Annotated in this window: 20 protein-coding genes; 4 read left to right on the top strand and 16 right to left on the bottom strand. The window is 60.9% G+C overall.

Annotated elements, in window-relative coordinates:
- Positions 1–196 precede the first annotated feature (196 nt).
- From RGV06_RS12065 to RGV06_RS12055, 3 genes are read right to left on the bottom strand one after another with little or no spacing between them, the layout of a single operon-like run.
- The gene (locus RGV06_RS12065) at positions 197–925 is read right to left on the bottom strand and encodes a cobalt-precorrin-6A reductase (RefSeq protein ID WP_322150081.1); all 729 of its coding nucleotides are present in this window, start codon (positions 923–925) and stop codon (positions 197–199) included.
- A complete protein-coding gene (locus RGV06_RS12060) occupies positions 922–2,019 on the bottom strand; it encodes a cobalt-precorrin-5B (C(1))-methyltransferase (RefSeq protein ID WP_019826854.1) in 1,098 nt (365 codons plus the stop codon). Before RGV06_RS12060 ends, RGV06_RS12065 begins: the two co-directional genes overlap by 4 nt.
- Positions 2,012–3,223 (bottom strand): bifunctional cobalt-precorrin-7 (C(5))-methyltransferase/cobalt-precorrin-6B (C(15))-methyltransferase, encoded by a 1,212-nt coding sequence (locus RGV06_RS12055; RefSeq protein ID WP_019826856.1) that lies wholly within the window; start codon positions 3,221–3,223, stop codon positions 2,012–2,014. Before RGV06_RS12055 ends, RGV06_RS12060 begins: the two co-directional genes overlap by 8 nt.
- Positions 3,224–3,423: 200 nt before the next feature.
- On the opposite strand from RGV06_RS12055, the gene cobG reads away from it, so the two are divergent.
- The 4 genes from cobG to cobJ are packed head-to-tail and all read left to right on the top strand — an operon-like array spanning position 3,424 to position 7,769.
- Positions 3,424–4,755: a precorrin-3B synthase gene (gene cobG, locus RGV06_RS12050; protein ID WP_322150080.1), complete on the top strand. Its 1,332-nt coding sequence runs from the start codon at positions 3,424–3,426 to the stop codon at positions 4,753–4,755.
- On the top strand, positions 4,748–5,374 hold the full coding sequence (locus RGV06_RS12045) for a precorrin-8X methylmutase (RefSeq protein WP_046810051.1): 627 nt from the start codon (positions 4,748–4,750) through the stop codon (positions 5,372–5,374). The genes cobG and RGV06_RS12045 overlap by 8 nt, the downstream gene beginning before the upstream one ends.
- Complete coding sequence (locus RGV06_RS12040; protein WP_173667384.1) at positions 5,371–6,105, top strand: precorrin-2 C(20)-methyltransferase; 735 nt, start codon at positions 5,371–5,373, stop codon at positions 6,103–6,105. Before RGV06_RS12045 ends, RGV06_RS12040 begins: the two co-directional genes overlap by 4 nt.
- A complete protein-coding gene (gene cobJ / locus RGV06_RS12035; protein WP_322150078.1) occupies positions 6,102–7,769 on the top strand; it encodes a precorrin-3B C(17)-methyltransferase in 1,668 nt (555 codons plus the stop codon). The genes RGV06_RS12040 and cobJ overlap by 4 nt, the downstream gene beginning before the upstream one ends.
- A 126-nt stretch (positions 7,770–7,895) precedes the next feature.
- Here the strand turns inward: cobJ and RGV06_RS12030 are convergent, their stop codons facing one another.
- The 13 genes from RGV06_RS12030 to RGV06_RS25780 form a co-directional block, all read right to left on the bottom strand.
- The gene (locus tag RGV06_RS12030; RefSeq protein ID WP_019826862.1) at positions 7,896–8,492 is read right to left on the bottom strand and encodes a MarC family protein; all 597 of its coding nucleotides are present in this window, start codon (positions 8,490–8,492) and stop codon (positions 7,896–7,898) included.
- Positions 8,493–8,551: 59 nt separating this feature from the next.
- The gene (locus tag RGV06_RS12025; protein WP_048352200.1) at positions 8,552–11,332 is read right to left on the bottom strand and encodes a hybrid sensor histidine kinase/response regulator; all 2,781 of its coding nucleotides are present in this window, start codon (positions 11,330–11,332) and stop codon (positions 8,552–8,554) included.
- A gap of 99 nt (positions 11,333–11,431) precedes the next feature.
- Positions 11,432–12,730 (bottom strand): phosphoribosylamine--glycine ligase, encoded by a 1,299-nt coding sequence (purD, locus tag RGV06_RS12020; protein WP_322150076.1) that lies wholly within the window; start codon positions 12,728–12,730, stop codon positions 11,432–11,434.
- Between the two features lie 168 nt (positions 12,731–12,898).
- Entirely contained in the window at positions 12,899–14,506 is a 1,608-nt protein-coding gene (gene purH / locus RGV06_RS12015; RefSeq protein ID WP_019826868.1) for a bifunctional phosphoribosylaminoimidazolecarboxamide formyltransferase/IMP cyclohydrolase, read from the bottom strand.
- A gap of 81 nt (positions 14,507–14,587) precedes the next feature.
- Entirely contained in the window at positions 14,588–14,908 is a 321-nt protein-coding gene (gene fis / locus RGV06_RS12010) for a DNA-binding transcriptional regulator Fis (protein WP_003439210.1), read from the bottom strand.
- Positions 14,905–15,918: a tRNA dihydrouridine synthase DusB gene (gene dusB, locus RGV06_RS12005; protein WP_019826870.1), complete on the bottom strand. Its 1,014-nt coding sequence runs from the start codon at positions 15,916–15,918 to the stop codon at positions 14,905–14,907. Before dusB ends, fis begins: the two co-directional genes overlap by 4 nt.
- 197 nt (positions 15,919–16,115) lie before the next feature.
- The gene (locus RGV06_RS12000) at positions 16,116–17,369 is read right to left on the bottom strand and encodes a DUF3426 domain-containing protein (protein WP_198822278.1); all 1,254 of its coding nucleotides are present in this window, start codon (positions 17,367–17,369) and stop codon (positions 16,116–16,118) included.
- Between the two features lie 30 nt (positions 17,370–17,399).
- Positions 17,400–18,278 carry a 50S ribosomal protein L11 methyltransferase gene (prmA, locus tag RGV06_RS11995; protein ID WP_019826873.1) on the bottom strand — a complete coding sequence of 293 codons (879 nt, stop codon included), beginning with the start codon at positions 18,276–18,278 and terminating at the stop codon, positions 17,400–17,402.
- A 298-nt stretch (positions 18,279–18,576) separates the two neighbouring features.
- Entirely contained in the window at positions 18,577–19,935 is a 1,359-nt protein-coding gene (gene accC / locus RGV06_RS11990) for an acetyl-CoA carboxylase biotin carboxylase subunit (RefSeq protein WP_046810401.1), read from the bottom strand.
- A 17-nt stretch (positions 19,936–19,952) separates the two neighbouring features.
- Positions 19,953–20,414: an acetyl-CoA carboxylase biotin carboxyl carrier protein gene (accB, locus tag RGV06_RS11985; RefSeq protein WP_019826877.1), complete on the bottom strand. Its 462-nt coding sequence runs from the start codon at positions 20,412–20,414 to the stop codon at positions 19,953–19,955.
- Between the two features lie 25 nt (positions 20,415–20,439).
- The gene (gene aroQ, locus RGV06_RS11980; RefSeq protein ID WP_019826878.1) at positions 20,440–20,895 is read right to left on the bottom strand and encodes a type II 3-dehydroquinate dehydratase; all 456 of its coding nucleotides are present in this window, start codon (positions 20,893–20,895) and stop codon (positions 20,440–20,442) included.
- Between the two features lie 130 nt (positions 20,896–21,025).
- A complete protein-coding gene (locus tag RGV06_RS11975; protein ID WP_322150071.1) occupies positions 21,026–22,792 on the bottom strand; it encodes a protein-disulfide reductase DsbD in 1,767 nt (588 codons plus the stop codon).
- A gap of 1,053 nt (positions 22,793–23,845) precedes the next feature.
- Positions 23,846–24,889 (bottom strand): methyl-accepting chemotaxis protein, encoded by a 1,044-nt coding sequence (locus RGV06_RS25780; protein ID WP_416194577.1) that lies wholly within the window; start codon positions 24,887–24,889, stop codon positions 23,846–23,848.
- Positions 24,890–24,929: the final 40 nt, after the last annotated feature.

Raw genomic sequence — 24,929 nt, 5'->3', positions numbered from 1 at the left:
TCGGCGTAAGTAAAAAGAGCGGGTGTGGCGAAGTGTCGCGCAAGTATAGCTAATGTGCGTTTTGTACTACTCATAGGGCTTTTCTGTGGGAGCGGGCTTGCTCGCGAAGACATACCTGACAGGCCTCGTCGTTTGCATAGCAGGCATGTCGCCCCGCAGCTCTCACTGGTAACGGGGTGTTCATAAAAGGGATGACTTACACATAACTTCCCCACGCCAACGCCTCCAGCACGTCCTTGGTCGTCAAAAACTCCCGATCCACCTGCGCCAACTCCGGCCGCTTGAGGATCAACACGGGCACCCCGCGTTCACGGGCCACTTCCAGCTTGGGTTCGGTGGCGCTGCTGCCGCTGTTTTTGCTGATCAGCACATCGATCTGCCGCCCCTCGAACAACGCTCGCTCCTGGTCGATCAGGAACGGGCCCCGTGCGCCGATCACTTCGCAGCGTTCATTGCCGGGATACACGTCGAGGGCGCGCAAGGTCCAGAACTGCTGTTCGGGGATCTCATTCACATGCTCCAGCGGCTCGCGGCCCAAGGTAAACAGCGGGCGCTTGAAAGGCTTGAGGGCTTGGACCAGTTCGGGCCAATCCGCCACTTCGCGCCAGTCATCCTGCGGTTGCGCAACCCACGCGGGGCGGCGCAAGGCCCAGCACGGGATGGCGCTGGCGGCTGCGGCCAACGCCGCGTTCTGGCTTATTTGCGCAGCGTAAGGGTGAGTGGCGTCCAGCAGCAAATCGATGCGCTCGTCGCGAATGTACCGGGCCAAACCTTCAGCACCGCCATAACCGCCCACCCGTACCTCGCAGGTCAGATCGGTCGGCACCCGCCCAACTCCGGCCAGGCTGTAGACGTGGTGCGGGCCCAGCGTGCGGGCGATGGCTAACGCTTCGGTGACGCCACCGAGCAACAGTATCCGCTTCATGCAAAGGCTCCTGCGTGGCCAACAATTGCGCCCTGGCGATCAATGGCAAACACTTCAATCTGCACCTGGGCAGGCACCACGCTGCGGGCAAAATCCAGTGCGTGCTGGCACACCGCATCCCCCAGCGCGATACCCACTGCGCTGGCCATTGCCAGCGCCTGCTGGCTGGTGTTGGCCTGGCGGATGGCGTCTTGCAGCGCGCTGTCTGCACCGATGGCGGCGGCCCACTCGGCCAGTTGCGGCAGGTCGATGCTGGAGTGGCGACTGTGCAAGTCCATATGCCCGGCAGCCAGTTTGCTGATTTTTCCGAAGCCGCCGCAAATGCTCAACTTATCCACAGGGACTTTGCGCAGGTGCTTGAGGACCGCGCCGACGAAGTCGCCCATTTCGATCAGGGCAATTTCCGGCAGGTTGTATACCCGGCGCATGGTGTCTTCACTGGCATTGCCGGTGCAGGCGGCGATATGCAGGTAACCATTGGTTTTGGCCACGTCGATGCCTTGATGGATCGAGGCGATATAGGCGGCGCAGGAAAACGGGCGGACGATGCCGCTGGTGCCCAGAATCGACAGCCCGCCGAGAATACCCAGGCGCGGATTCATGGTTTTCAGGGCCAGGGCTTCACCGTCCTGAACATTGACGGTGACGTCAAAGCCGCCGCCGTAACTCAGCTCGGCCGCCAATTGCTGCAAGTGATCAGTGATCATCTGGCGGGGTACCGGATTGATTGCCGGCTCGCCCACGTTCAGCACCAGCCCCGGACGGGTCACGGTGCCGACGCCATGTCCGGCGATAAAACCGATACCCGGTTCCGGGCGCAGGCGCACCCGCGAGTACAGCAGTGCGCCGTGGGTGACGTCCGGGTCGTCGCCCGCATCCTTGATGGTGCCCGCTTCGGCGCCGTCTTCACTCAGGCGGCAGAACTCCAGGCGCATCTGCACCTTTTTACCCTTGGGCAAGGTGATTTCCACCGCGTCATGGCTGACGCCGCCCAGCAGCAAGCGGGCCGCAGCCAGGCTGGTGGCGGTGGCGCAGCTGCCGGTGGTCAGGCCACTGCGCAGCGGTGCGGGTTGTTCGGCGGTTTCGTCACGCATCGAGGGGTTTGGTCATGTCGAGAAGAGTAATAGGCAGCGCCTGGCGCCAGGTGTCGAACTCGCCCAAAGGTTGTGCCTGAGCGATATGAACCCGTGTCAGCTCGCCGCCGTGGCGTTCACGCCAACTCATCAAGAGCATTTCACTTTGCAGAGTGACGGCATTGGCCACCAGACGCCCGCCGGGCTTGAGCTGTTGCCAGCAGGTGTCGAGCACGCCTTCGCGGGTGACGCCGCCGCCGATAAAAACCGCGTCCGGGCGTTCGAGTCCTGCCAGGGCTTGCGGTGCCTTGCCGCGAATCAGTTGCAGGCCGGGCACGCCCAGAGCATCGCGGTTGTGTTCAATCAATTGCTGGCGCCCGGCATCGGCTTCAATCGCCAGGGTGCGACAACTGGGCCACGTGCGCATCCACTCGATGCCAATGGAGCCACTGCCCGCGCCCACGTCCCAGAGCAATTGACCGGGCAAGGGGGCAAGGCGGGCGAGGGTGATGGCGCGCACGTCGCGTTTGGTCAACTGGCCATCATGGGCAAAGGCGCTGTCGGGGAGCCCGCCCGTGCGTGACAGCGGCTGGGCGGTGTCATCGGCCAGGCAGTCGATAGCGATCAAATTGAGCGCGGCGATGGGCGGATCGCTCCAGTCATTGGCGGTGGCCTCGACCTGCCGTTCGGCGGGGCCACCCACGTGTTCCAGTACGTGCAGGCGGCTGGGGCCGAAACCACGCTCGCGCAACAAAGCGGCAATAGCGGCCGGGCTTTTGCCGTCGTTGCTCAAAACCAGCAAGCGCACGCCACTGTGCAGGTGGGCATTGAGGGCCGCCACCGGGCGCGCCACCACTGACAGCGTGACCACGTCCTGCAGCGGCCAGCCCAGGCGGGCGGCAGCCAGTGAGAAGGATGACGGTGACGACAGCACCTGCATCTCATCACTGGCAATCACTCGCGCCAGGCTGGCGCCGACACCGAACAGCATCGGGTCGCCGCTGGCCAGAACGCAGACCGGCTGGCCGCGCAATGCCAGTACCGGCGCCAGGGAAAACGGGCTTGGCCAGGCTTGGCGTTCGGCGCGAATGCAGGCAGGCAGCAGGTTGAGCTGACGCTGGGCGCCGAATACGGTGGTTGCGCCGAGCAAGGTGCGACGCGCATTTTTTCCCAGCCCGCTAAAGCCGTCTTCACCGATTCCCACAATTGTTAGCCAGGGCGACATGCCAATCCTCTTGTATAACGCCAAATGTTCCATCCGCCAGCAGGTTTGCACGACCGCGCGAATACAGGCCGCATGATAGCGCAGCCTCGGGCTGCAGATGCCTTGTGCATTCATTCCGTCCGGCAGGCTTTTCATGCGGCTGTCCAAAGCAGGCATAATGCGCCACCTGCAATAGCTCATTGCCTGCTCTGGATCGACCATTGACCTTGCCACCTGAAATTCCTGTCACGACGTCTGTGCGCCCTTCGGCTTGCCCGGGGTTACTGCGCATTGTCCAGGCGATGGATGGCGGTATCTGTCGGGTCAAGCTGGACGGTGGTTCGATAACGGCTGCACAGGCGCGTGCGGTGGCCGATGTTAGCCAGCGCTATGCCAGTGGTGTGATCGAGGCGACTAACCGGGGCAACCTGCAAATTCGAGGGGTTGGCCCGCAGCATGCTGCGCTGATCGGTCCCTTGCTGGACGCAGGGCTGGGGCCCGCCACGGCTGCCAGCGATGATGTGCGCAACCTGATGCTCAGCCCCACGGCAGGTATCGACCGTGATCTGTTGATAGATACCTGGCCTCTGGCGCGTCAGGTCCTCGACAGCCTGCAAAGTACGGCGCGTTTTGCCGAGTTGTCCGCCAAGTTCGCCGTGCAACTGGACGGCGGCGAAGCGCTGGCGATGCTTGAGCATCATCATGACCTTTGGTTGTCTGCCGTTGACCTAAATGGCCAGACGCTACTGGCCTTTGGTCTTGCGGGCTGCCCGGCACACGATCCGGCCCTGGCTGGCGTGCCCGTCGAGCACGGGCATGCAGTGGTGCTGGCAGTACTCACGCTGTTCCTCGACCTGGCCCGCCCCGAGCACATTCGCATGCGCCACCTGCTCAAGGAGTTGCCGGTCGAGTCGTTTATGGCGCAGTTGGCACAGCGCCTGCCGGTACCGCTCATTGCGCTTTCGAGCTGGCGGCGGGAGCCCGGCGCGGCGTCCTTGCACATCGGCACGTACCCGCAGCGCGATACGGACCGGGTCTATATCGGCGCCGCTCCACCGCTGGGTCGGCTGAGTGCGGCCATGCTTGAGGGGTTGGCACAACTGGCCCGCGAGTACGGCGATGGCACGCTGCGGTTTACCCCGTGGCAAAGTGTGTTGCTGCCCAATGTACGGGCTGCAGACGCGTCGACCGTCACGCGGCAGCTACACGCCTTGGGGTTGTGCTGTGACGTGGGCAACCCGTTGGCCCACTTGATCGCCTGCACCGGCTCCAGCGCCTGCGCCAAAGGCCTGGCCGACACCAAGCAGGACGCCCGCCAACTGGCCGCGAACCTGTCGCAACCGCTGAGTATTCATTTGACCGGCTGCCTGCGCTCTTGCGCGGCAGCCCATGTCGCGCCGGTCACATTGCTGGCCGTGGCGCCCGGTCATTACGACCTTTATTTACGTGCCCCAGAGCAGCCGGGATTCGGTGTTCTGCGTGAGCGCAACCTTACTATTGAAGCGGCAGGCGCCTGGCTTGAGGCCCGCCAACGGAGCAACACCGATGATTGATTACATCCGCGATGGTCAAGAGATCTATCGCAACTCGTTCGCCATTATTCGTGCCGAGGCCAACCTGGACAGCATCCCGGCGGATCTGGAAAAACTCGCGGTGCGGGTGATTCATGCCTGCGGCATGGTCGACGCCATTGAAGACCTGCGCTTTTCTCCGGGTGCAGGCAAGGCCGGGCGCGATGCCCTGGCCGCTGGCGCTGCAATTTTGTGCGATGCGCGCATGGTCTCCGAAGGCGTCACCCGTACCCGCTTGCCGGCCAACAACCCGGTGATTTGTACCCTGCGTGAAGAAGGCGTGCCAGAGCTGGCGCTGGAGAAGGGCAACACCCGTTCGGCCGTGGCCCTTGAGCTGTGGCGCCCGTACCTGGAAGGCAGCGTTGTGGTGATCGGCAACGCGCCCACTGCATTGTTTTACCTGCTGGAAATGATCGACGCCGGAGCACCGAAACCGGCGCTGATCCTGGGCTTCCCGGTGGGGTTTGTTGGCGCGGCTGAGTCCAAGGCCATGCTGGCGGCAGACAGCCGCGGCGTGCCGTTTGTGATCATGCAAGGCCGTCGTGGCGGCAGCGCAATGGCCGCCGCCGCGGTCAATGCACTGGCGACGGAGATCGAATGATGACGCAACCAGGACGTTTGATCGGTCTGGGCGTTGGCCCTGGCGACCCGGAGCTGATTACCGTTAAAGCCTTGCGCCTGCTGCGTGAGTCGCCGGTGGTGGCGTACTTCGTTGCCAAAGGCAAAAAGGGCAATGCCTTCGGCATCATCGAAGCCCACCTGCAAGCGGAGCAAACCCAGATGCCGCTGGTGTATCCAGTGACCACTGAAGTGTTGCCCGAGCCGTTGTCGTACGAGCAAGTGATCAGCGATTTCTATGATCAGGCTGCCGTCGAAGTGGCCGTGCATCTGGACGCCGGTCGCGATGTGGCGGTGATCTGCGAAGGCGACCCGTTCTTCTATGGCTCCTACATGTACCTGCATGACCGTCTGGCCCAGCGTTTTGAAGCGCAGGTAGTGCCGGGCGTGTGCTCGATGCTGGGTGGCGCTTCGGTGCTGGGCGTGCCGCTGGTGTATCGCAATCAGAGCCTGTCGGTGCTTTCGGGCGTGCTGCCCCACGACGAACTCAAGTCGCGCCTGGCGGTTGCCGATGCAGCGGTGATCATGAAACTGGGCCGCAACTTTCATAAGGTGCGTGAAGTGCTGGGTGAACTGGGGCTGGCCGAGCGTGCGCTGTATGTCGAGCGCGCGACCATGAGCAATCAGAAAATCGTCCCGCTCAACGAAGTGGAACCGATGTCTTCGCCGTACTTCTCGCTGATCATCGTGCCCGGCGAACGGTGGCAAGGATGAGTCGTCCAGCGCCAGCCATTGTCATTCTGGGTAATGGCAGCCTGAGCACCGCGCAGCGTATTCAACAGTGCTACCCCGAGGCGCTTATTTACGGCCTGACGGGGCGGGTTGAAGGTGCTGATCGCGGCTACAGCGATTTTGGCGCCACCCTGCGTGAGCTGTATCAACAGAACACACCGATTATTGCGCTGTGCGCGGCGGGGATTGTGATCCGCACGCTGGCGCCACTGTTGTTGGAAAAGGGCGCCGAGCCGCCGGTACTGGCCGTGGCCGAAGACGCCAGCGCGGTGGTGCCGCTGCTGGGCGGGTTGGGTGGCGTGAATGATCTGGCACGGAAAATCGCTGCCGGGCTGGGCATTGCCCCTGCGATCACCACCAGTGGTGAATTGCGTTTTGGTACCTGCCTGCTCAATCCTCCACAGGGTTATGCGTTGGGTGATCTGGAGTTGGGCAAGCGTTTTGTCTCTGACCTGCTGGCGGGCGAATCGGTACGTATTGAAGGCGATGCCCCGTGGCTGGCCAGCGCGCAGTTGCCTGAAAGTCAGCAGGCGCGTCTGGCCATTCATATCGGCAGTGCCGAGCGTGAGCCGGCCGCTGACGAACTGCTGATCTATCCCCGTAATGTGCTGGTGAAAGTGGCTGCTGAAGTGTCGCCACAGGCCATTCGCGAGGCCTTGCATGACGCGAAGCTGGCGTGGCAATCACTGGCGTGCATCGTCGCCGACGAAACCTTGATGGCCAGCGCGTCGTTGCGTGAAACAGCCCTCGAACTGGCGGTGCCCCTGCGCTTTGTCAGCGCGGGTGAGCCGGTAGTGCCTGCTGTCTGGCGCGAGATGGGTAATGACATGTCCCTGGGCGTTGCCCCCGCGCCATTGGACCCGTTGCAGCTGGGTCGGGCCCGTGGCCGTCTGGCCGTGATCGGCCTGGGCCCTGGCGCTGCCGAGCTGATGGTACCTGCGGTCAAGGCCGAGTTGGCGCGTGCCAATGACGTGCTGGGGTATGAGACGTATGTGCGCATGGCCGGACCGTTTCGCGACGATCAGGTGATGCATTGCACCGACAACCGCGAAGAAATGCAGCGCGCCCGCCATGCGTTTGAGCTGGCGGCACAGGGTCGTTCGGTGGTGGTGGTGTCTTCGGGGGATCCGGGGGTGTTTGCCATGGCGGCGGCCGTGCTTGAGGCCTTGCACGAGTCGACGGACCCGCAGTGGCACAGCGTTGACCTGGAGATGTTGCCGGGGGTGTCGGCCTCGCTGGCAACGGCGGCACAGGCGGGAGCGCCGTTGGGGCATGACTTCTGCGTGATGTCGCTGTCCGACAACCTCAAGCCGTGGAGCATCATTGAAAAGCGACTGGATCTGGCGAGCGAAGCGGACCTGGCCCTGGCGTTCTATAACCCGATCTCCCGTTCCCGTCCGTGGCAGTTGGGCGTGGCGCTGGAAATCGTCAGGCGTCATCGTACGCCTCAAACGCCGGTGGTGTTGGGCCGTGATATCGGCCGCCCGGGGCAGACCCTGCGGGTGACCACGCTGGGCGAGTTGACGCCGGATCAGGTGGATATGCGCACGATGGTGCTGGTGGGGTCGTCGACCACCTGCACGTTCCCGCGGGTCGATGGTACGCAGTGGGTGTACACGCCGCGCTGGTATGGCGAAAAGCCCTGAGCCCCGTGGGAGCGAGCCTGCTCGCGAAATGGTCTTGAACCGCTGCGCGAGCAGGCTCGCTCCCACAGTCACTGTGTGTTTTCAGGGGGATCCCGGTGAAGATGATCTCCCACCGTCCGGTGTGTTTCAGGGGATCATGTAGCCCCGGATCCCGGTGAAGATGATCTGGGCCGCCAGGGCGCAGACAAACAGGCCCATCAAACGGCTGACGATCTGCAGCCCTTGTTCGCCCAGTATCCGTTCGATTCGGTTGGAGAGGTAAAGCACCACGCCAACCGTCAGGCTCGCCAGCGCAATACTGGTGATCGCCATCAGTTTGTCGTCCCAATGGGGCTGGCTGACGCCCATGACCAGCAACGCACCAATGGTGCCGGGGCCAACGGTCAGCGGAATGGTCAGCGGAACAATGGTCACGTCCTGCTGCACGTTGTCGGTCTGAACGGCAGACTTGCCTTGGGCCATGCCCAGCGCCGAGATAAACAGCACGCTGCCCGCGCCGATACGGAAGGCGTCGACGGTAATGCCGAACACATTGAAGATCGCGCGTCCAAACAGGTACAGCAGTACGCTGGAGATCAGCGTTGCCAGGGCCACTTTCCAGGCCAGGCGGCGGCGTTCCTTGTTTGAGTAACCCCGGGTCAGGCTGATAAAGCACGACAGCACGAAAAACGGGCTGTAGAGCACCAGCATCTTCAAATACACACTGAACAGCATATGAAGCATGGTCTTGGCTCATATCGAAGGAGGGGCGCCGGAAAGTCTATCAGGGGTTCGGCTGTGTGTTAGGACAGTTGTGTCGAGGATTGACGCAACTCACGTTGTTCGACCCAAAACTCCACCAGTTCTCGCAGTTGCGACAGTTCCACGGGTTTGGACATATGCCCGTCCATGCCGGCCTGTCGGGCGCGCTCCTTGTGCTCTGTGAGGATGTGCGCGGTCAGCGCGACCACCGGGGTGCGTACACGCTGATGGCTGACCTCCCAGGCGCGCAATTGCTCCGTGGCTGAAAACCCGTCCAGCACGGGCATTTCACAGTCCATCAGGACCAGGTCGTACTGCTGGGTTTTCATCGCCTTCAGGGCTTCTTCACCATTGCAGGCAGTGTCCGGGTGCAGGTTGAGCTTGCCCAGCATGCCGCGAATGACCTTGGTAGAGATGTTGTTGTCTTCAGCCACCAGGATGCGGAAGTCACTGGGTACTGAAACAGGTACGGCGGCCGGGCCGTTGGCGGTGGTGTGTGCGGCGGCATGACCCTTGTTGCGTTGGGTCAGCTCATCGGCCAGGGTGGTCTTGAGGGTGTAACCGGCCACAGGCTTGGCGAGGATGCGTTTGATCCCGCAGTTACGCGCAATGATCTTGCTCGGTGCGTTGCTGATGCCCGTGAGCATGACGAGCAGGATGTCGTGGTTGAGGCTGGGGTCTTCCTTGATTTTGGCGGCCAGTTGCATGCCGGTCATGCCGGGCATGTTCTGGTCCAGCAGCACGATGTCGAAGTAGTCACGCAAGTGCGCCTTGGTGCGCAGCAAGGCCAGGGCTTCCTTGCCCGACGCCGCCGCACTGACATTCAAGCCCCAGGCGGAGCATTGCTGCACCAGTACTTTGCGGCAGGTGTCATTGTCGTCAACCACCAGCACCCGTGCGCCCTTGAGCGGGCTGTCCAGGTCGCAGGTCTGGCGTTCAAGGTGCTGCGGGTCCAGGGGCAGTGTCAGCCACAGGTTGCTACCGATGGTTTGCCCGGGTTTTATGCCGAATTCGCCGCCCATCAACATGATCAGCTGGCGAGCGATTACCAGCCCCAAATGGCCACCCAGGCGGGTCGCGGCCAGGAAGTTCTTGCTGTGCAACTCGGCATGCAACAGGGCGTCACGCTCCTGTTCATCCATAGGCTGCCCGGAATCCTGAATGGCAATGCGCAGTCGCGGCGGACCATTGCGTTCCTCCAGTGCCACAACGATGAGGATCTCGCCCTCGTCAGTCTTTTTCAGGGAGCTTTCGAGCAGGCTCAGCAGGGTTTGGCGCAGGCGCGTGGGGTCACCGCTGATGACCCGTGGCACTTGTGGCTGGATGAAGCTGATGAGCTCGACGTTCTGCTGTTCGGCCTTGGTGCGAAAAATACTCAGGCAGTCTTCGATCAGGGCATTGAGATCGAATTGCACGTCATCGAGCTCGATTTGCCCCGATTCGAGTTTGGAAATATCGAGAATTTCGTTAATCAGTGTCAGCAGTTCGTTGCCCGCACTGTGGATGGTCTGGACGTAGTCCCGCTGCTTGACCGACAGCGGCGTGCCGAGCAGTAGCTCGGTCATGCCCAGAACACCGTTCATGGGGGTGCGGATTTCATGGCTGATCTTGGCCAGAAACTCGGCCTTGGCGTTCACTTCGGCATTACTGGCGGCCAACTCGCGGCTGATGCTGAACTGAGCCTGGGTGATGCTGCGATTACGCTCGCTCAGGGCGATGCTCATCAGCAACCCGCTGATGCAAATGATCGCCATCAGCGCCAGGACCAGCTCCTGCGGCGCGATGAGGGTCAAGCCCAGCAACGCGGGGAGAATCACCAGGGTGCCGATATTGAAAATCACCATCCCTATGACAAACATGCGCGCAGGCCGGTAACCTTTTTGCCAGTGGTAAATCGAAACCACCAGGATGCTGATGCTTGCCAGTCCGACCAGGCCGTAGGTAATGAGGTTGAGCGGCAGATTGTCGATAAACAGCAGTAACAGGCCACCGAGGCAGATGATCAGGATGTCCAGCAGTAGCAGTTTGTGCAGGCGATGGGCGCCACGGGTAGAGAAAAAGCTGTAGGTGAACATCAGCCCGCATGGCGCGGTCAGCAGCAAGGTCAGGTAGGCGCCGGGGGTTTGTATGCCGTGCCACTCCGGAAGCCAGGGATCCAGCAGGTTCAGGAACAGCGCGGAGCTGGCCATGAGCAGAATCTCACAGATGGCCAGCCATAAGCTGCTGGGTGAGCGGCTGAAGGCAAAGCGAACAAGGTTGTGCAGCAACAGCATCGCCATGCAGCCCAGCAGCAAACCATAGAGCAAGGGCTTGGTCTGGTTGGCAGCCAGCATGACGGCAGTGTCGAGGGTAATGTGGGGACGCAACTGGTGGTCAGAGACCATGCGCAGGTAGACATCCAGGGGTTTGGAGCTTTGGGGCAGGGGCAGCAGGTAGTCGCTGCTGGGCACAGGTTTGCTGTTGAGGGGCAATGCCGTGCCGGTGTTGGTTTCGCTGATCAGTTTTTGATCATCGAAGACATACATGTCGAGGTTCGCCAGATCGGGGGCGAACACTCGCAGGACCTGCTCATGTTTTTCGGGTTGCAGGTGCACCCGCAGCCACAAGGCTTCGCCGGGTTCTGCAGCGATGATTCGATCGAGTTCGACAGGGCCGAACTGACTGGATAAACGGGGTGAACGTACGTCGCTCAGTTGCAGGGTTGCCTGTGGGTCTGGCAATACAGACCAACTGGTCCCTGATGCCGCCTGCACAGGCATCATGCAGAGCACAGAGGCCAGCAACGTGACGGTAAAAGCTATGGCGATCCTGAGCCAGCGCACGGCGAAATCCCTTCGTAAAGTGAAGCCAGATGATAACTATGCGCGGGCCTGGAATAGTTAGGCAAGGGCCGACAGCCCCCGCCTATCCATGTAGATTGCCTATTCCTGGTCGTCACCGCGTTCGCGTGCAATGGCTCGGTAGCCAATATCGTTACGGTAGAAACAACCTTCCCACTCGATGGCCTTGGCCAGCTCGTAAGCCTTGTGTTGTGCCGCTTCAACGGTGTCGCCCATTGCGGTTGCGCACAGTACGCGGCCGCCTGAAGTCACGACATCACCGGTTTGGTTCAGGGCAGTACCCGCATGGAAAACCTTGCCTTCCAGCTTGGCCGCGGCATCCAGACCGTGGATGACGGTGCCCTTGGCGTAATCGCCAGGGTAGCCACCGGCAGCCAGGACGATACCCAGGCTTGGGCGCGGATCCCATTGCGCTTCAACCTTGTCCAGCGCCTGGGCCAGTGCGGCTTCAACTAGCAGCACCAGGCTCGATTGCAGGCGCAGCATCACCGGTTGGGTTTCCGGGTCGCCGAAGCGGCAGTTGAACTCGATGACTTTCGGGTTGCCGGCTTTGTCGATCATCAGGCCTGCGTACAGGAAACCGGTGTAGACATTGCCTTCTTCAGCCATGCCGCGCACGGTTGGCCAGATCACCAGATCCATCACGCGCTGGTGAACCTCAGCGGTCACGACAGGAGCAGGGGAGTAAGCGCCCATACCGCCGGTGTTCGGGCCGGTGTCGCCATCGCCAACACGTTTGTGGTCCTGGCTGGTGGCCATTGGCAGAACGTTCTTGCCGTCGACCATCACGATAAAGCTGGCTTCTTCGCCGTCCAGGAACTCTTCGATCACAACGCGTGAACCGGCTTCGCCAAACGCGTTGCCTGCGAGCATGTCGCGTACGGCGTCTTCGGCTTCGGTCAGGGTCATGGCGACGATCACGCCTTTACCTGCGGCCAGGCCGTCGGCCTTGATCACGATCGGCGCGCCGACTTTCTGCAGGTAAGCCAGAGCCGGTTCGATTTCTGTGAAGTTCTGGTAGTCGGCAGTCGGGATCTTGTGACGAGCCAGGAAGTCCTTGGTGAACGCCTTGGAGCCTTCCAGCTGAGCAGCACCGGCGGTCGGGCCGAAGCAGTCCAGGCCACGGGCGCGGAACAGATCCACAACGCCGGCTACCAGGGGCACTTCCGGGCCAACGATGGTCAGGGAGACGTTCTTCTCAGCAAAATCCGCAAGCTGCTCAAGGGCCAGCACGTCGATGGCGACGTTCTCGCATTTGGCTTCAATGGCGGTGCCGGCGTTGCCCGGAGCAACGAAAACTTTAGCGACACGTGGGTCCTGAGCTACTTTCCAGGCCAGTGCGTGTTCGCGGCCACCGCTGCCAATGATCAAAACATTCATTTCAAAAACCTCGGATGACGCTGAATTCTGGTGAGCACCGCAACCTGAACCGGTAGTCGCTGCCTTAGGCTGCGAAGGGTTGCGAAGCAACCCGTTACCTCAAGTTCCCTGTGCATCCTATCGCAGCCTTCGGCAGCGACTACAGGGTTGCGGTGCGCTCAAAAGTGATTAGTGACGGAAGTGGCGCATACCGGTGAACACCATGGCAATACCGGCTTCGTCTGCTGCTGCAATCACTTCGTTGTCGCGCATCGAACCGCCTGGCTGGATCACCGCAGTGATACCGGCCTTGGCAGCGTTGTCGATGCCGTCACGGAACGGGAAGAACGCGTCCGATGCCATGACGGCGCCCTGTACTTGCAGGCCGGCGTGTTCCGCCTTGATCGCGGCAATACGGGCCGAGTTGACGCGGCTCATCTGGCCCGCGCCGACACCGATGGTCTGACGGCCCTTGGCGTAGACGATGGCATTGGACTTCACGTACTTGGCTACTTTCCAGGCGAAGATCAGGTCGTTGATCTCTTGCTCGGTCGGTGCGCGCTTGGTCACGACTTTCAGGTCTTCGCTACCGATCATTTCGATATCACGGCTTTGAACCAGCAGGCCGCCGTTGACGCGTTTGAAGTCCCAGGCCGGGGCGCGGTCTTCGCTCCACTGGCCGCAGGCCAGCAGGCGCACGTTGGCTTTGGCCGCGACGATGGCGCGGGCTTCCTCGCTCACGGATGGGGCGATGATCACTTCAACGAACTGACGCTCAACAATGGCCTTGGCCGTTTCGGCGTCCAGTTCGCGGTTGAAGGCGATGATGCCGCCGAACGCCGATTCGGTATCCGTGGCGTAAGCCAGTTCGTAGGCCTGGCGGATGCCGCCTTCAGCGTCCGGGCTTACGGCAACACCGCACGGGTTGGCGTGCTTGACGATCACGCAAGCCGGTTTGACGAAGCTTTTTACGCATTCCAGCGCGGCGTCGGTGTCGGCCACGTTGTTGAATGACAGTTCTTTGCCTTGCAGCTGGGTAGCCGTCGCGATGCTGACTTCGGCCGGCTTGGCTTCAACGTAGAACGCCGCTTTCTGGTGCGGGTTCTCGCCGTAGCGCATTTCCTGGGCCTTGATGAACTGGCTGTTGAAGGTGCGCGGGAACAGGCCGCGGTCTTCGGTGCTCAATGTCTCGGCGGCCTGGTTCACGGTACCCAGGTAGTTGGCGATCATGCCGTCGTAGGCAGCGGTGTGTTCAAACGCCTTGAGCATCAGGTCGAAACGCTGTGCGTAGGTCAGGCCACCGGCCTTGAGGTTTTCCAGAACGCTGGCGTAATCGCTGGCATTGACCACGATGGCTACGTCTTTGTGGTTTTTTGCAGCCGAACGGACCATGGTCGGGCCGCCGATGTCGATGTTTTCGATGGCGGTCGGCAGGTCGCAGCCTGGCTTGGAGATGGTGGCTTCGAACGGGTAGAGGTTAACGGCTACCAGGTCGATCGGCTTGATGCCGTGCTCGCTCATGATGTCGTCGTCGATGCCGCGACGGCCCAGAATGCCACCGTGGATTTTCGGGTGCAGGGTCTTGACCCGACCGTCCATCATTTCTGCAAAACCGGTGTAATCAGCCACTTCAACGGCGGCTACGCCGTTGTCTTGCAGCAGCTTGAACGTACCGCCAGTGGACAGGATCTCGACGCCGAGGGCTTCCAGTTCACGGGCGAAATCAAGGATTCCGGTTTTGTCGGAAACGCTGATTAGAGCGCGGCGGATCGGCAGGCGGGTAGTCTGATCGGTCATCTCGATTTCCATCAAAAGCAAAGGAGTCAGCAAAAAAGGCGACCTGTTTTATCAGGGCGCCTTTCAGGTTTGATTGAATGCTTACAGCAGATCGTACTGTTTGAGCTTTTTGCGCAAGGTGCCGCGATTGAGGCCCAGCAGCTCGGAGGCCTTGGTCTGGTTGCCCTTGACGTAGTTCATAACGCACTCGAGAAGGGGAGCCTCGACTTCGGAAAGTACCAGGTTGTAGACGTCCGTGACTTCAGCGCCCTCCAGGTGGGCGAAATAATTGTGCAGCGCCTTTTCGACACTCCCGCGAAGGGTCTGGCCCTCTTCGCTCGGTGTATTGAGGTGCTGTTTCAAGTTGACGTTGTCGCTCACGGGCGTTGTTCCACTCACTAATGTCTCGGTCATCATCGTCATGCGGCCACCCATCCTTCGTCCCCTGTCACCAGGCTCTTGTGTCGTTCGGCGAAAAACGCCTGAACGTTGGCGCATTGTGCTTCCGTATCTTCTAAACGATTGAAGTGGGCGCGAAACTCCTTGGCGCCCGGCAAGGTTGCCAGATACCAGCCAACATGCTTGCGGGCGATGCGTACGCCCAGTACCTCCCCATAGAAGGTATGCAATGCAGTCAGATGCTCTAGCAGAATACGTTCCACTTCGCTCAATTCCGGTGCCGGCAACAGTTGCCCGGTACGCAGAAAGTGATCAACTTCGCGGAAAATCCAGGGCCGCCCTTGAGCCGCCCTGCCTATCAATAGTCCGTCAGCCCCGGTCGCGTTCAGCACGTGCAGGGCCTTGTGGGGTGAATCGATGTCGCCGTTGGCAAAGACCGGTATCGACACCGCCTGCTTGATGGCGGCAATGGTGTCGTACTCGGCTTCGCCGGTGTACAGGTCGGCACGGGTTCTACCGTGCACCGCCAGAGCGGTAATGCCGGCTTGTTCGGCGATCTTTGCCACCGTAATGCCGTTCTTGTTGTCCCGGTCCCAGCCGGTACGAATCTTCAGGGTAACCGGTACATCAACCGCAGCCACGACGGCCTGCAGGATCTCGTTTACCAATGCTTCGTCTTTTAGCAACGCGGAGCCGGCGGCCTTGTTGCAGACCTTTTTTGCCGGGCAACCCATGTTGATATCAATAATCTGTGCGCCCAGTTCCACATTGGCCCTGGCGGCGTCTGCCAGCATTTGCGCATCACCGCCGGCGATCTGTACCGAGCGGGGCTCGGGATCACCGTCGTGAATCATGCGCAGGCGCGATTTACGACTGTTCCAGAGACTCATGTCACTGGTGACCATTTCCGAAACAACCAGGCCTGCACCCATCCGTCGACAAAGCTGACGAAAGGGCTGGTCGGTGACGCCCGCCATAGGGGCGAGAATCAAACCGTTGTGCAATGTATATGGGCCGATGCGTACCGCCGACATAGGACTTCCCTGTTGTGGGGCCGGATCTTGGGAGTTCGAAAAAGGGTTGGCATGATACCCGCTCTCGATGACTGGTTAAAGACGCAATTGGATGAATTTTGAACAATTAGCCGCAAGACACAAACCGCAAGCGGCAAGTGGAGGGCGAACAGCCCCGCACTTGCCGCTTGCGGTTTGTCACTCAAAGCGTAGCGCGGTTATTCGGGAGAGTGAAAACTCAGGCTGTAGTTCACGGCCTTGGGACCCGGGTCAAGGATGTCCAGGGCAATGTGGATAGGGGTTTGCGGGGGCATTTCGGCTTTGGACAGATCCCCGGTCAGGTATTCGCCAGGTTTAAACCGACGACTGGCTATCATTTTGCCGTTAAGGTCGGCGAAACGCAGTTCGAGCAGCGGAAAGGGCTGGGAGAACGGTGCGCGGTTGTAGAGGATTGCATCCACCACCAGCGCTCCGGTGAACTCCGGATGGCTGCGCACCACCAGGTTGCTGCTTTTGATTCGGTCGATATCGACTTTGGACGGCACCGTGCAGCCGATCTGCGGGCACAGTTGCTGGAAGATCGGGCGGTATTGATCCTGACGTGCCAGCTCGTCGAAGTGGTTGGCAATGTACTGCCCGGCCAATGCCGCCGCGGCCAGCAATACCAGCAAGGTCCAGAGCAGGCGCTTGCCCCAGGGGGTGCGGCGCTTTTGCCAGTCCAGGTGCAGCGGATCGTCGACCAGGTCCATCAACGGATCTTCGCGCATGGCCGGCTCACTGCGCTTGCGCTTGTCTTTGCTGACGGGCGCGGGCTCAGGGAGCTCGTCGTCATCGTCATCGGTCGCCGACAGGCGCTCGCCCGGCAGCGGTGGCTCCAGGTCGTCGTCCAGTGAAAGCTGGAGCGGTGGTGTGTCGTCCGGTTCGTCGAGGTCCAGTGACAATGACGGCTCTGTGCGCCCTGTCTTGGGGGGCTCGGCTGCTTTCTCGGTTTCTTTGGCGGTCTCGGCGCGGTCTGCAGCGGATTCACTGAACAGACTGTCAGACCATTCGCCTTCTTCAGCGTCAGAGCTTTCGCGACGAGCACTCAGGGCGCTGCTTTTGGGTGTGTGCGGTTGGCCGAAGCTTTTGCTGGGCTGGATTTCTCGCTCTTCGAGCTTGGCCAGTTCTTCGTCCAGATCCAGATGGTCAAGGTCCATGGCGTTTGCCTGCCACGGTGCCGGGCTGGCCGGCAGAGGCGTGGCAGGCGCCTGGACGGGTGCAGGCTCAATCACTTCAGGTGCGGCAACGACGGGCGTCACCAGCGCAGGCGGCTGCTCTGTTTCAGGGCTCTGGTTCAGCAGTTGCTGTGCGGCATTGAACACTTGCAGGCAGGCGCCGCAGCGCACCACTCCGCGAGCCATGCCCAATTGGGCGTGGCTTACGCGAAAGCTGGTTTGGCAATGTGGGCACTGGGTAACGAAGCTATCGTTCATGCGACCATCCGGATTGAGCAGGCGTGCATTCTAGCGCCGACGACCACTGATGCGCACCCAGCCATCGCGATTGGCAATCGGATCCAGATCGAAGTCCTTGGCGTAAGCCGCGGCGACTTCTTCGCCCTGTTCGGCGAGGATGCCCGACAGTGCCAGGCGGCCACCCGGCTTGACCAGGCTCGACAATTGCGGGGCCAGGGACACCAGCGGGCCAGCCAGAATATTGGCAACCACGACATCAGCCTGAACCTGCGGCAGGTCTTCTGGCAGGTACAGCGGGAACAGCTCTTCGGCGACATTGTTGCGACCGGCGTTATCGCGGGAGGCTTCAAGTGCCTGTACGTCGATGTCGGTGCCGATGGCTTCCTTGGCGCCCAGCAGAAGGGCGGCAATGGCCAGGATCCCCGAGCCGCAGCCGAAGTCCAGCACGTTGCAGTCTTTCAGGTCCTGACCGTCGAGCCATTCCAGGCACAGCGCGGTGGTCGGGTGGGTGCCGGTACCGAAAGCCAGGCCCGGATCGAGCAGCAGGTTAACCGCGTCAGGCTCCGGAGCTGCGTGCCAGCTTGGCACGATCCACAGGCGCTGGCCGAAGCGCATCGGGTGGAAGTTGTCCATCCAGCTGCGCTCCCAGTCCTGATCTTCAATGACTTCGGCGTGGTGTTCAGGCAGTGGCGAACCGGTGAGCAGTTCCAGATGGGACAGCACGAGCTCGGCTTCGGTGCCGCCTTCGAACAAGGCCAGTAAATGGGTGTGCGACCACAGGGGGGTGGTGTTGAGTTCAGGTTCGAAAATCGGTTGATCTTCGGCGTCCATGAACGTAACCGAAACAGCACCGACTTCGAGGAACGCGTCTTCGTAGGTTTCGGCTTGTTCCGGGCTGATGGCGAGGCGTACTTGCAGCCAAGGCATGGCGGGCACCTTTGAAATATAGGAGTGTGCAGCCGGTCGGGCTGCGAGAAGCGCGCAAGTTTACGCGAGCGGGCTGAGAGGGGGGTAATCAAAAACGATGAAAAGTGATCGCTGCTGGCGTTGTAGATACTCTGTTCCAGGTTAAGCCCCAGTGGGAGCGAGCCTGCTCGCGAATGATCTTCGCGAGCAGGCTCGCTCCCACGCTTGAAGTATCTCTGCCTCGACAGCGACTACAGGTATTGCAAACTCAGAAACAACAAAGCCGCTCGAAAGCGGCTTTGTTGAACGGATTACAAACTTACTTGTTAGCCAGTTTGTGTTCCAGGTAGTGAATGTTGACGCCGCCTTTGCAGAAGCCTTCGTCATTCACCAGATCGCGGTGCAGCGGGATGTTGGTCTTGATCCCGTCAACCACGATTTCGTCCAGTGCATTGCGCATGCGCGCCATGGCTTCGTCACGGGTCGAGCCCCAGGTGATCAGCTTGCCGATCAGGGAGTCGTAGTTGGACGGAACCTTGTAGCCGCTGTACAGGTGCGAATCGACGCGAACGCCGTTGCCGCCCGGAGCGTGGAAGTGCTTGACCATGCCAGGGCTCGGCATGAACGTCGCAGGGTCTTCAGCGTTGATCCGGCACTCCAGCGAGTGACCGTGAATGTTCACGTCAGCCTGGGTGAAGGACAGCTTGTTACCGGCTGCGATGCTCAACATCTCTTTCAGGATGTCGATGCCAGTCACCATCTCGGACACCGGGTGTTCTACTTGCACACGAGTGTTCATCTCGATGAAGTAGAAACGACCGTTTTCGTACAGGAACTCGAAAGTACCCGCGCCACGGTAGTTGATGTCGACACAGGCTTTTACGCAGCGAGCCAGAACTTCAGCGCGTGCGGTTTCGTCGATGCCCGGTGCCGGTGCTTCTTCCAGCACTTTCTGGTGACGACGTTGCAGCGAGCAATCGCGGTCGCCCAGGTGGATCGCGTTACCCTGGCCATCGGAAATGACCTGAACTTCCACGTGACGTGGGTTGGTCAGGTATTTTTCGAGGTAGACCATCGGGTTGCTGAACCAGGCGCCGGCTTCTTCGCGGGTCTGCTTGGCAGCTTCGATCAGGTCTTCTTCACGGTGTACAACGCGCATGCCACGGCCACCGCCGCCGCCTGCTGCCTTGATGATCACCGGGTAGCCGACTTCACGGCCGATGCGCAGTGCGGTTTCTTCGTCTTCAGGCAACGGGCCGTCAGAACCTGGAACCGTAGGTACGCCTGCAGCAATCATGGCGTGCTTGGCCGAAACCTTGTCGCCCATCAGGCGAATGGTGTCGGCTTTCGGGCCGATGAAGGCAAAGCCGGATTTCTCGACTTGCTCGGCGAAATCGGCGTTTTCAGCCAAAAAGCCGTAGCCCGGGTGAATCGCCGTGGCGCCGGTCACTTCAGCGGCCGCGATGATGGCCGGAATGTGCAGGTAAGACAGGTTGGCCGGTGCCGGGCCGATGCAGACGGTTTCGTCTGCCAGACCCAGGTGCATCAGCTCTTTGTCGGCGGTGGAGTACACCGCGACGGTCTTGATCCCCATTTCCTTGCACGCCCGCAGGATGCGCAAAGCAATCTCGCCACGGTTGGCGATCAGGACTTTTTCCAGCTTCTGAGGCTTCAGCATCGTTGGCTCCCCGCGGTTCAAACGATGGTGAACAGCGGTTGGTCGAACTCAACCGGCTGACCGTTTTCTACCAGGATGGATTCGATAACGCCGGCTTTTTCAGCCGTGATGTGGTTCATCATTTTCATCGCTTCAACGATGCAAATGGTGTCGCCAACCTTGACGGTCTGGCCAACTTCAACGAAGGCAGGCGAGGTTGGAGCCGGGGTGCGGTAGAACGTACCGACCATTGGCGACTTGACCACAAAACCGTTCAGTTTTGGTGCAGCAGGCGCTTCGGTCACGGTGGCAACCGGAGCTACAGCGACTGGAGCTGCGGCCGGTGCTTGCTGCATTGGCGCTGGTGCGTAGAACTGTTGAGCAGGAGTCTTGCTGTGACGGCTGATGCGTACGGACTCTTCGCCTTCTTTAATTTCCAGCTCGTCGATGCCGGACTCTTCCAGCAGTTCGATCAGTTTCTTAACTTTACGGATATCCATGAATCGTCAACTCCCAATGGGTCTGTCAGGGGCGTTTAGCTTGTAGTTCAAGCTGTTCCAGGGCGGCCTCCAAGGCCAGTCGATAACCGCTGGCGCCAAGGCCGCAGATCACACCTACCGCAACGTCGGAGAAGTAGGAGTGATGGCGGAAAGGTTCGCGTTTGTGCACGTTAGACAAATGCACTTCGATGAATGGGATGCTCACCGCCATCAGCGCGTCACGTAATGCCACGCTGGTGTGGGTAAAAGCCGCCGGGTTGATCAGAATAAAGTCCACGCCTTCGTTGCGGGCAGCGTGTACGCGGTCGATCAATTCATACTCGGCATTGCTTTGCAGATGGAGCAAATGGTGGCCGGCATCACGGGCTCTCTGTTCCAGATCCTGATTGATTTGCGCCAGGGTAGTTGCGCCGTAGACGCCCGGCTCGCGGGTGCCAAGCAGGTTCAGGTTGGGGCCATGTAGAACCAGAAAAGTCGCCATCTGCTGTTCCTTATTATCTGTGTGCAGTTGTCAGTGCCGGGCGACTATGCCGAAAAGCGGATTCGCTGTCCAGTTAACTGCAATAGCCAGCACGATGACCGATGTTCGCGAAAAGTTTGTGACTGCGGCTCTAGATCTGGTCATTCGCGATAGCGACACGTTCGGCGAAGTCTGCTGCATTGATCTCTCCGATGACCCGCTGGTCACTTTTTTCAGCGCCGTTTTTTCCGAAGAACATCAGCGCAGGCGGGCCGAACAATTTGTACTGATCGAGCAGGGCGCGTTGCTCGGCATTGCTGGCAGTGATATCGAAACGCACCAGTCGATAACCCTTGAGCAGATCGAGTACGCGGGCGTTGTTCAGCACTTCGTGCTCGATCACTTTGCAGCTGATACACCAGTCGGCGTACCAGTCCAGCAAGACAGGCTGGCCAGCGGCCTTGGCCTGGGCCAGTGCGCTGTCCAGCTCGGCGGGGGTGCTGACGGTAAGCCATTGGTCGGCCGGTTGTGCGGTAGCGGTCACTGCCGTATTGGCGGGTTGCGAGCGCCCGATAGGGTTGAACGGATCACTTTGGCCGCTCAGGGCGCCGTACCAGCACGCCAGCCCATAGACCAGCAAAAACAGCCCGAGCAACTGGGCCAGACGTTGGCGCGGGGCTTTGTAGACAAACTCCAGCGTACCGAGAAACAGGCCCACGCCCGCTGCCAATGCACCGATCAGAAGCAAGGTCACGGGGCCCGGCAACACGCGGCTGAGCAAACCAATGGCCAGACCGAGCAGCAGTACGCCAATCGCGTTTTTGACATTGACCAGCCATGGCCCGCTCTTCGGCAGCCAGGCCGCGCCACCGGTGGCGACCAGCAGCAGTGGCGCGCCCATGCCCAGGCCAAGGGCGAACAGCTTCAAACCACCGCCCAGCGCATCGCCACTGGCACTGATATAGAGCAAGGCGCCGGCCAGCGGTGCGGACACGCAAGGTGACACCAGCAGGCTGGAGACTACGCCCAACACGGCGGCCCCCCAAAGCGAGCCGCCTTGAGTGCGATTGGCCACGCGATCGAGGCGACTGCTGAGGGCTTGCGGCAATTTCAGCTCAAATACGCCAAACATGGCGAGGGCAAAAATCCCGAAGAACAGTGCAAATGGCACCAGCACCCAAACCGATTGCAGACGGGCCTGCAGATTGAGTTGAGCCCCGAACATGCCCATCAGCGCACCCAGCAACGCAAAGCACGCCGCCATCGGCAGCACGTAGGCCAGCGACAGGCTGAAACCGCGCAGGCCACCGACCTGGCCACGCAATACCACGCCCGACAGAATCGGCAGCATCGGCAGCACGCAGGGGGTGAACGTCAGGCCAATGCCCGCGAGGAAAAACAGCGCCAGTTCGCGCCAGCTCCACGACTGTACGGGATGGCCAGTAGCAGGAGCTGCGCTGCCCTCGATGTTCAGGCGCTCGGTTTCAGGCGGGTAGCACAGGCCCTTGTCGGCGCAACCCTGGTAGGTAACCACCAGCGTGAAAGGACGTGAATCGTTGGTCGGGCGAGGGATATCCACATCGAGAATGCCGTGATAGACCTCGACGTTGCCAAAGTACTCATCGTGCTTTGCTTCACCGGGAGGCAGTTGCGCGGTACCCAGGGCGATGTCGGCGGGTTCGGTCTTGAAGGCGAACTTGTGGCGATACAGGTAATAACCTTCGGTGGGCACAAAGCGCAGCTTGATCGACTCGGGTGTGCTGTTGATCAGGTTCAGTTTGAACGCTTCGCGCACCGGCAAGAAATCGCTGCTGTTATTGATTGCACCCAAGGTCGCACTGGGTCTGTTATCCAGCAACCCCGCGCCCAGAGCGGGTACGGCAAACAGCAAACACAGGAGCAAAAACAGGCGGCGCATAGGAATCTCGCATATCAAACGTGGGGGCATGATAGCGCGGCCAATAAACCTGTGCTGGTCGTCTGTAGCTGCTGCCTCACCTTCAGCCGAGGGAACCTGCTCGCGATGCACACGACGCGGTTTACCCGTAACGAACGCGGTGATCCCTTCGCGAGCGGGCTCGCTCCCACAGGGACTTCAGCGCCCACAGAATTCGAGCCTTGCAGGGATTATTGTGGGAGCGAGCCTGCTCGCGATGCACACGACGCGGTTTACCCGTAACGAACGCGGTAATGCCTTCGCGAGCGGGCTCGCTCCCACAGGGGCTTCAGCGCCCACAGAGTTCGAGCCTTGCAGGGATTATTGTGGGAGCGAGCCTGCTCGCGATGCACACGACGCGGTTTACCCGTAACGAACGCGGTGATGCCTTCGCGAGCGGGCTCGCTCCCACAGGGGCTTCAGCGCCCACAGAGTTCGAGCCTTGCAGGGATTATTGTGGGAGCGAGCCTGCTCGCGATGCACACGACGCGGTTTACCCGTAACGAACGCGGTGATGCCTTCGCGAGCGGGCTCGCTCCCACAGGGGCTTCAGCGCCCACAGAATTCGAGCCTTGCAGGGATTATTGTGGGAGCGCGCCTGCTCGCGATGCACACGACGCGGTTTACCCGTAACGAACGCGGTGATGCCTTCGCGAGAGGCTCGCTCCCACAGGGGCTTCAGCGCCCACAGAGTTCGAGCCTTGCAGATATTATTGTAGGAGCGAGCCTGCTCGCGATGCACACGACGCGGTTTACCCGTAACGAACGCGGTGATGTCTTCGCGAGCGGGCTCGCTCCCACAGGGGCTTCAGCGCCCACAGAATTCGAGCCTTGCAGATATTATTGTGGGAGCGCGCCTGCTCGCGATGCACACGACGCGGTTTACCCGTAACGAACGCGGTGATGCCTTCGCGAGCGGGCTCGCTCCCACAGGGGCTTCAGCGCCCACAGAGTTCGAGCCTTGCAGGGATTATTGTGGGAGCGAGCCTGCTCGCGATGCAGGCTCACTCCCACACAGGGGCAGGTGGTTTGGGCTTACACCCGAAACGCCTGCACCGCGGTGTTGAGCTCTGAACCCAGCGCCAGCAGTTGCTGGCTTTGGTCGCGGGCAATGCCGATGCGTTGCAAGTTTTCGTCGCCCAGCACGTGAATGCGTTCGCTATGGTCGCGAATCTCGCTGACGGCGCCTGTCTGTTGTGCCGTGACGTCGGCGATTCGCACGGCAGTGTTTGAGATGGTCGCAATCGCTCCGACAATCTCATCCAGCGCGCCGTCCGCGTCCTGGGCTTGCTGGGCGGTGGCCTGAGCGTGGGTCACTTGTGCGCGTATGCCTTCAACCGATTGGCGGGCGGCCAGTTGCAGCCCGCCAATGAGGATCTGGATTTCGTTGGTCGCGCCCGCCGTGCGTTGCGCCAGGGAGCGGACCTCTTCGGCAACCACCGCGAAGCCTCGGCCCATTTCACCTGCACGGGCAGCTTCGATGGCAGCGTTGAGCGCCAGCAGATTGGTTTGGTCGGCAATGGAACGAATCACGGTCAGCACCCCGCCGATGGTGGCCGATTCTTCGGCAAGGCGTTCGATGGTCTGCGCGTTCCCTTGCACTTCCCCCACCAGCGCGTGCAGCCCGGTCAGGCTTTGGCCGATCACCCGTTGCCCTTGTGCCACGGCCAGCCCGGCGCTGCGGCTGGCATCGGCGGCCTGACTGGCATCGCCCGCTACCTGAGAGATGGTGGCTTCCAGATCACCCAGGGCGTCGCGGATTTGCGCGGTATCGCCGGCCTGGCGTTGTGCGCCGCTGTGCAAACCCGTGCTCAGTTCGGCCAGGGTTTGACTGCTGCCTGCGACCTGCTCGGCATTAAGACGCAAGGTGCCCACCAGGTTCACCAGGTAGCTGCGCAGTCGGTTGAGTGAGGCTTCGATGTCGCGCAATTCGCGGTTGGTTTTGCCCAGTTGAATGTCGCGGCTGAAGTCGCCCTCGGCCCAGGTCGACAGTAGCGGTGCCAAATACGTCAGTACCCGCGCCAGTTTGCGTTGCAGGGTGTCGATCAGCAGTGCAATCAACAGGATCAGGCCAATCATCAGTCCCTGGATCAGCCGCACTTCGTTCTGGATCTGCCCA

The sequence above is a fragment of the Pseudomonas sp. CCI3.1 genome (genome assembly GCF_034313985.1).
GTDB lineage: Bacteria > Pseudomonadota > Gammaproteobacteria > Pseudomonadales > Pseudomonadaceae > Aquipseudomonas > Aquipseudomonas psychrophila.
Note: the sequence above shows the minus strand (reverse complement) of the source record. Positions and strands in the feature narration are given on the sequence as shown.

Excerpts from the sequence above, each read along its gene's own strand:
- RGV06_RS12030 (WP_019826862.1), bottom strand. The coding sequence starts at position 8,492 with ATGCTTCATATGCTGTTCAGTGTGTATTTGAAGATGCTGGTGCTCTAC.
- RGV06_RS12040 (WP_173667384.1), top strand. The coding sequence starts at position 5,371 with ATGATGACGCAACCAGGACGTTTGATCGGTCTGGGCGTTGGCCCTGGC.
- RGV06_RS25780 (WP_416194577.1), bottom strand. The coding sequence starts at position 24,889 with ATGATTGGCCTGATCCTGTTGATTGCACTGCTGATCGACACCCTGCAA.
- RGV06_RS12055 (WP_019826856.1), bottom strand. The coding sequence starts at position 3,223 with ATGTCGCCCTGGCTAACAATTGTGGGAATCGGTGAAGACGGCTTTAGC.
- accC (WP_046810401.1), bottom strand. The coding sequence starts at position 19,935 with ATGCTGAAGCCTCAGAAGCTGGAAAAAGTCCTGATCGCCAACCGTGGC.
- purH (WP_019826868.1), bottom strand. The coding sequence starts at position 14,506 with ATGACCGATCAGACTACCCGCCTGCCGATCCGCCGCGCTCTAATCAGC.
- accB (WP_019826877.1), bottom strand. The coding sequence starts at position 20,414 with ATGGATATCCGTAAAGTTAAGAAACTGATCGAACTGCTGGAAGAGTCC.
- cobJ (WP_322150078.1), top strand. The coding sequence starts at position 6,102 with ATGAGTCGTCCAGCGCCAGCCATTGTCATTCTGGGTAATGGCAGCCTG.
- RGV06_RS12060 (WP_019826854.1), bottom strand. The coding sequence starts at position 2,019 with ATGCGTGACGAAACCGCCGAACAACCCGCACCGCTGCGCAGTGGCCTG.
- prmA (WP_019826873.1), bottom strand. The coding sequence starts at position 18,278 with ATGCCTTGGCTGCAAGTACGCCTCGCCATCAGCCCGGAACAAGCCGAA.
- RGV06_RS12045 (WP_046810051.1), top strand. The coding sequence starts at position 4,748 with ATGATTGATTACATCCGCGATGGTCAAGAGATCTATCGCAACTCGTTC.
- fis (WP_003439210.1), bottom strand. The coding sequence starts at position 14,908 with ATGACGATGATGACCGAGACATTAGTGAGTGGAACAACGCCCGTGAGC.
- RGV06_RS12000 (WP_198822278.1), bottom strand. The coding sequence starts at position 17,369 with ATGAACGATAGCTTCGTTACCCAGTGCCCACATTGCCAAACCAGCTTT.
- purD (WP_322150076.1), bottom strand. The coding sequence starts at position 12,730 with ATGAATGTTTTGATCATTGGCAGCGGTGGCCGCGAACACGCACTGGCC.
- aroQ (WP_019826878.1), bottom strand. The coding sequence starts at position 20,895 with ATGGCGACTTTTCTGGTTCTACATGGCCCCAACCTGAACCTGCTTGGC.
- RGV06_RS12065 (WP_322150081.1), bottom strand. The coding sequence starts at position 925 with ATGAAGCGGATACTGTTGCTCGGTGGCGTCACCGAAGCGTTAGCCATC.
- dusB (WP_019826870.1), bottom strand. The coding sequence starts at position 15,918 with ATGTCGGCGGTACGCATCGGCCCATATACATTGCACAACGGTTTGATT.
- RGV06_RS11975 (WP_322150071.1), bottom strand. The coding sequence starts at position 22,792 with ATGCGCCGCCTGTTTTTGCTCCTGTGTTTGCTGTTTGCCGTACCCGCT.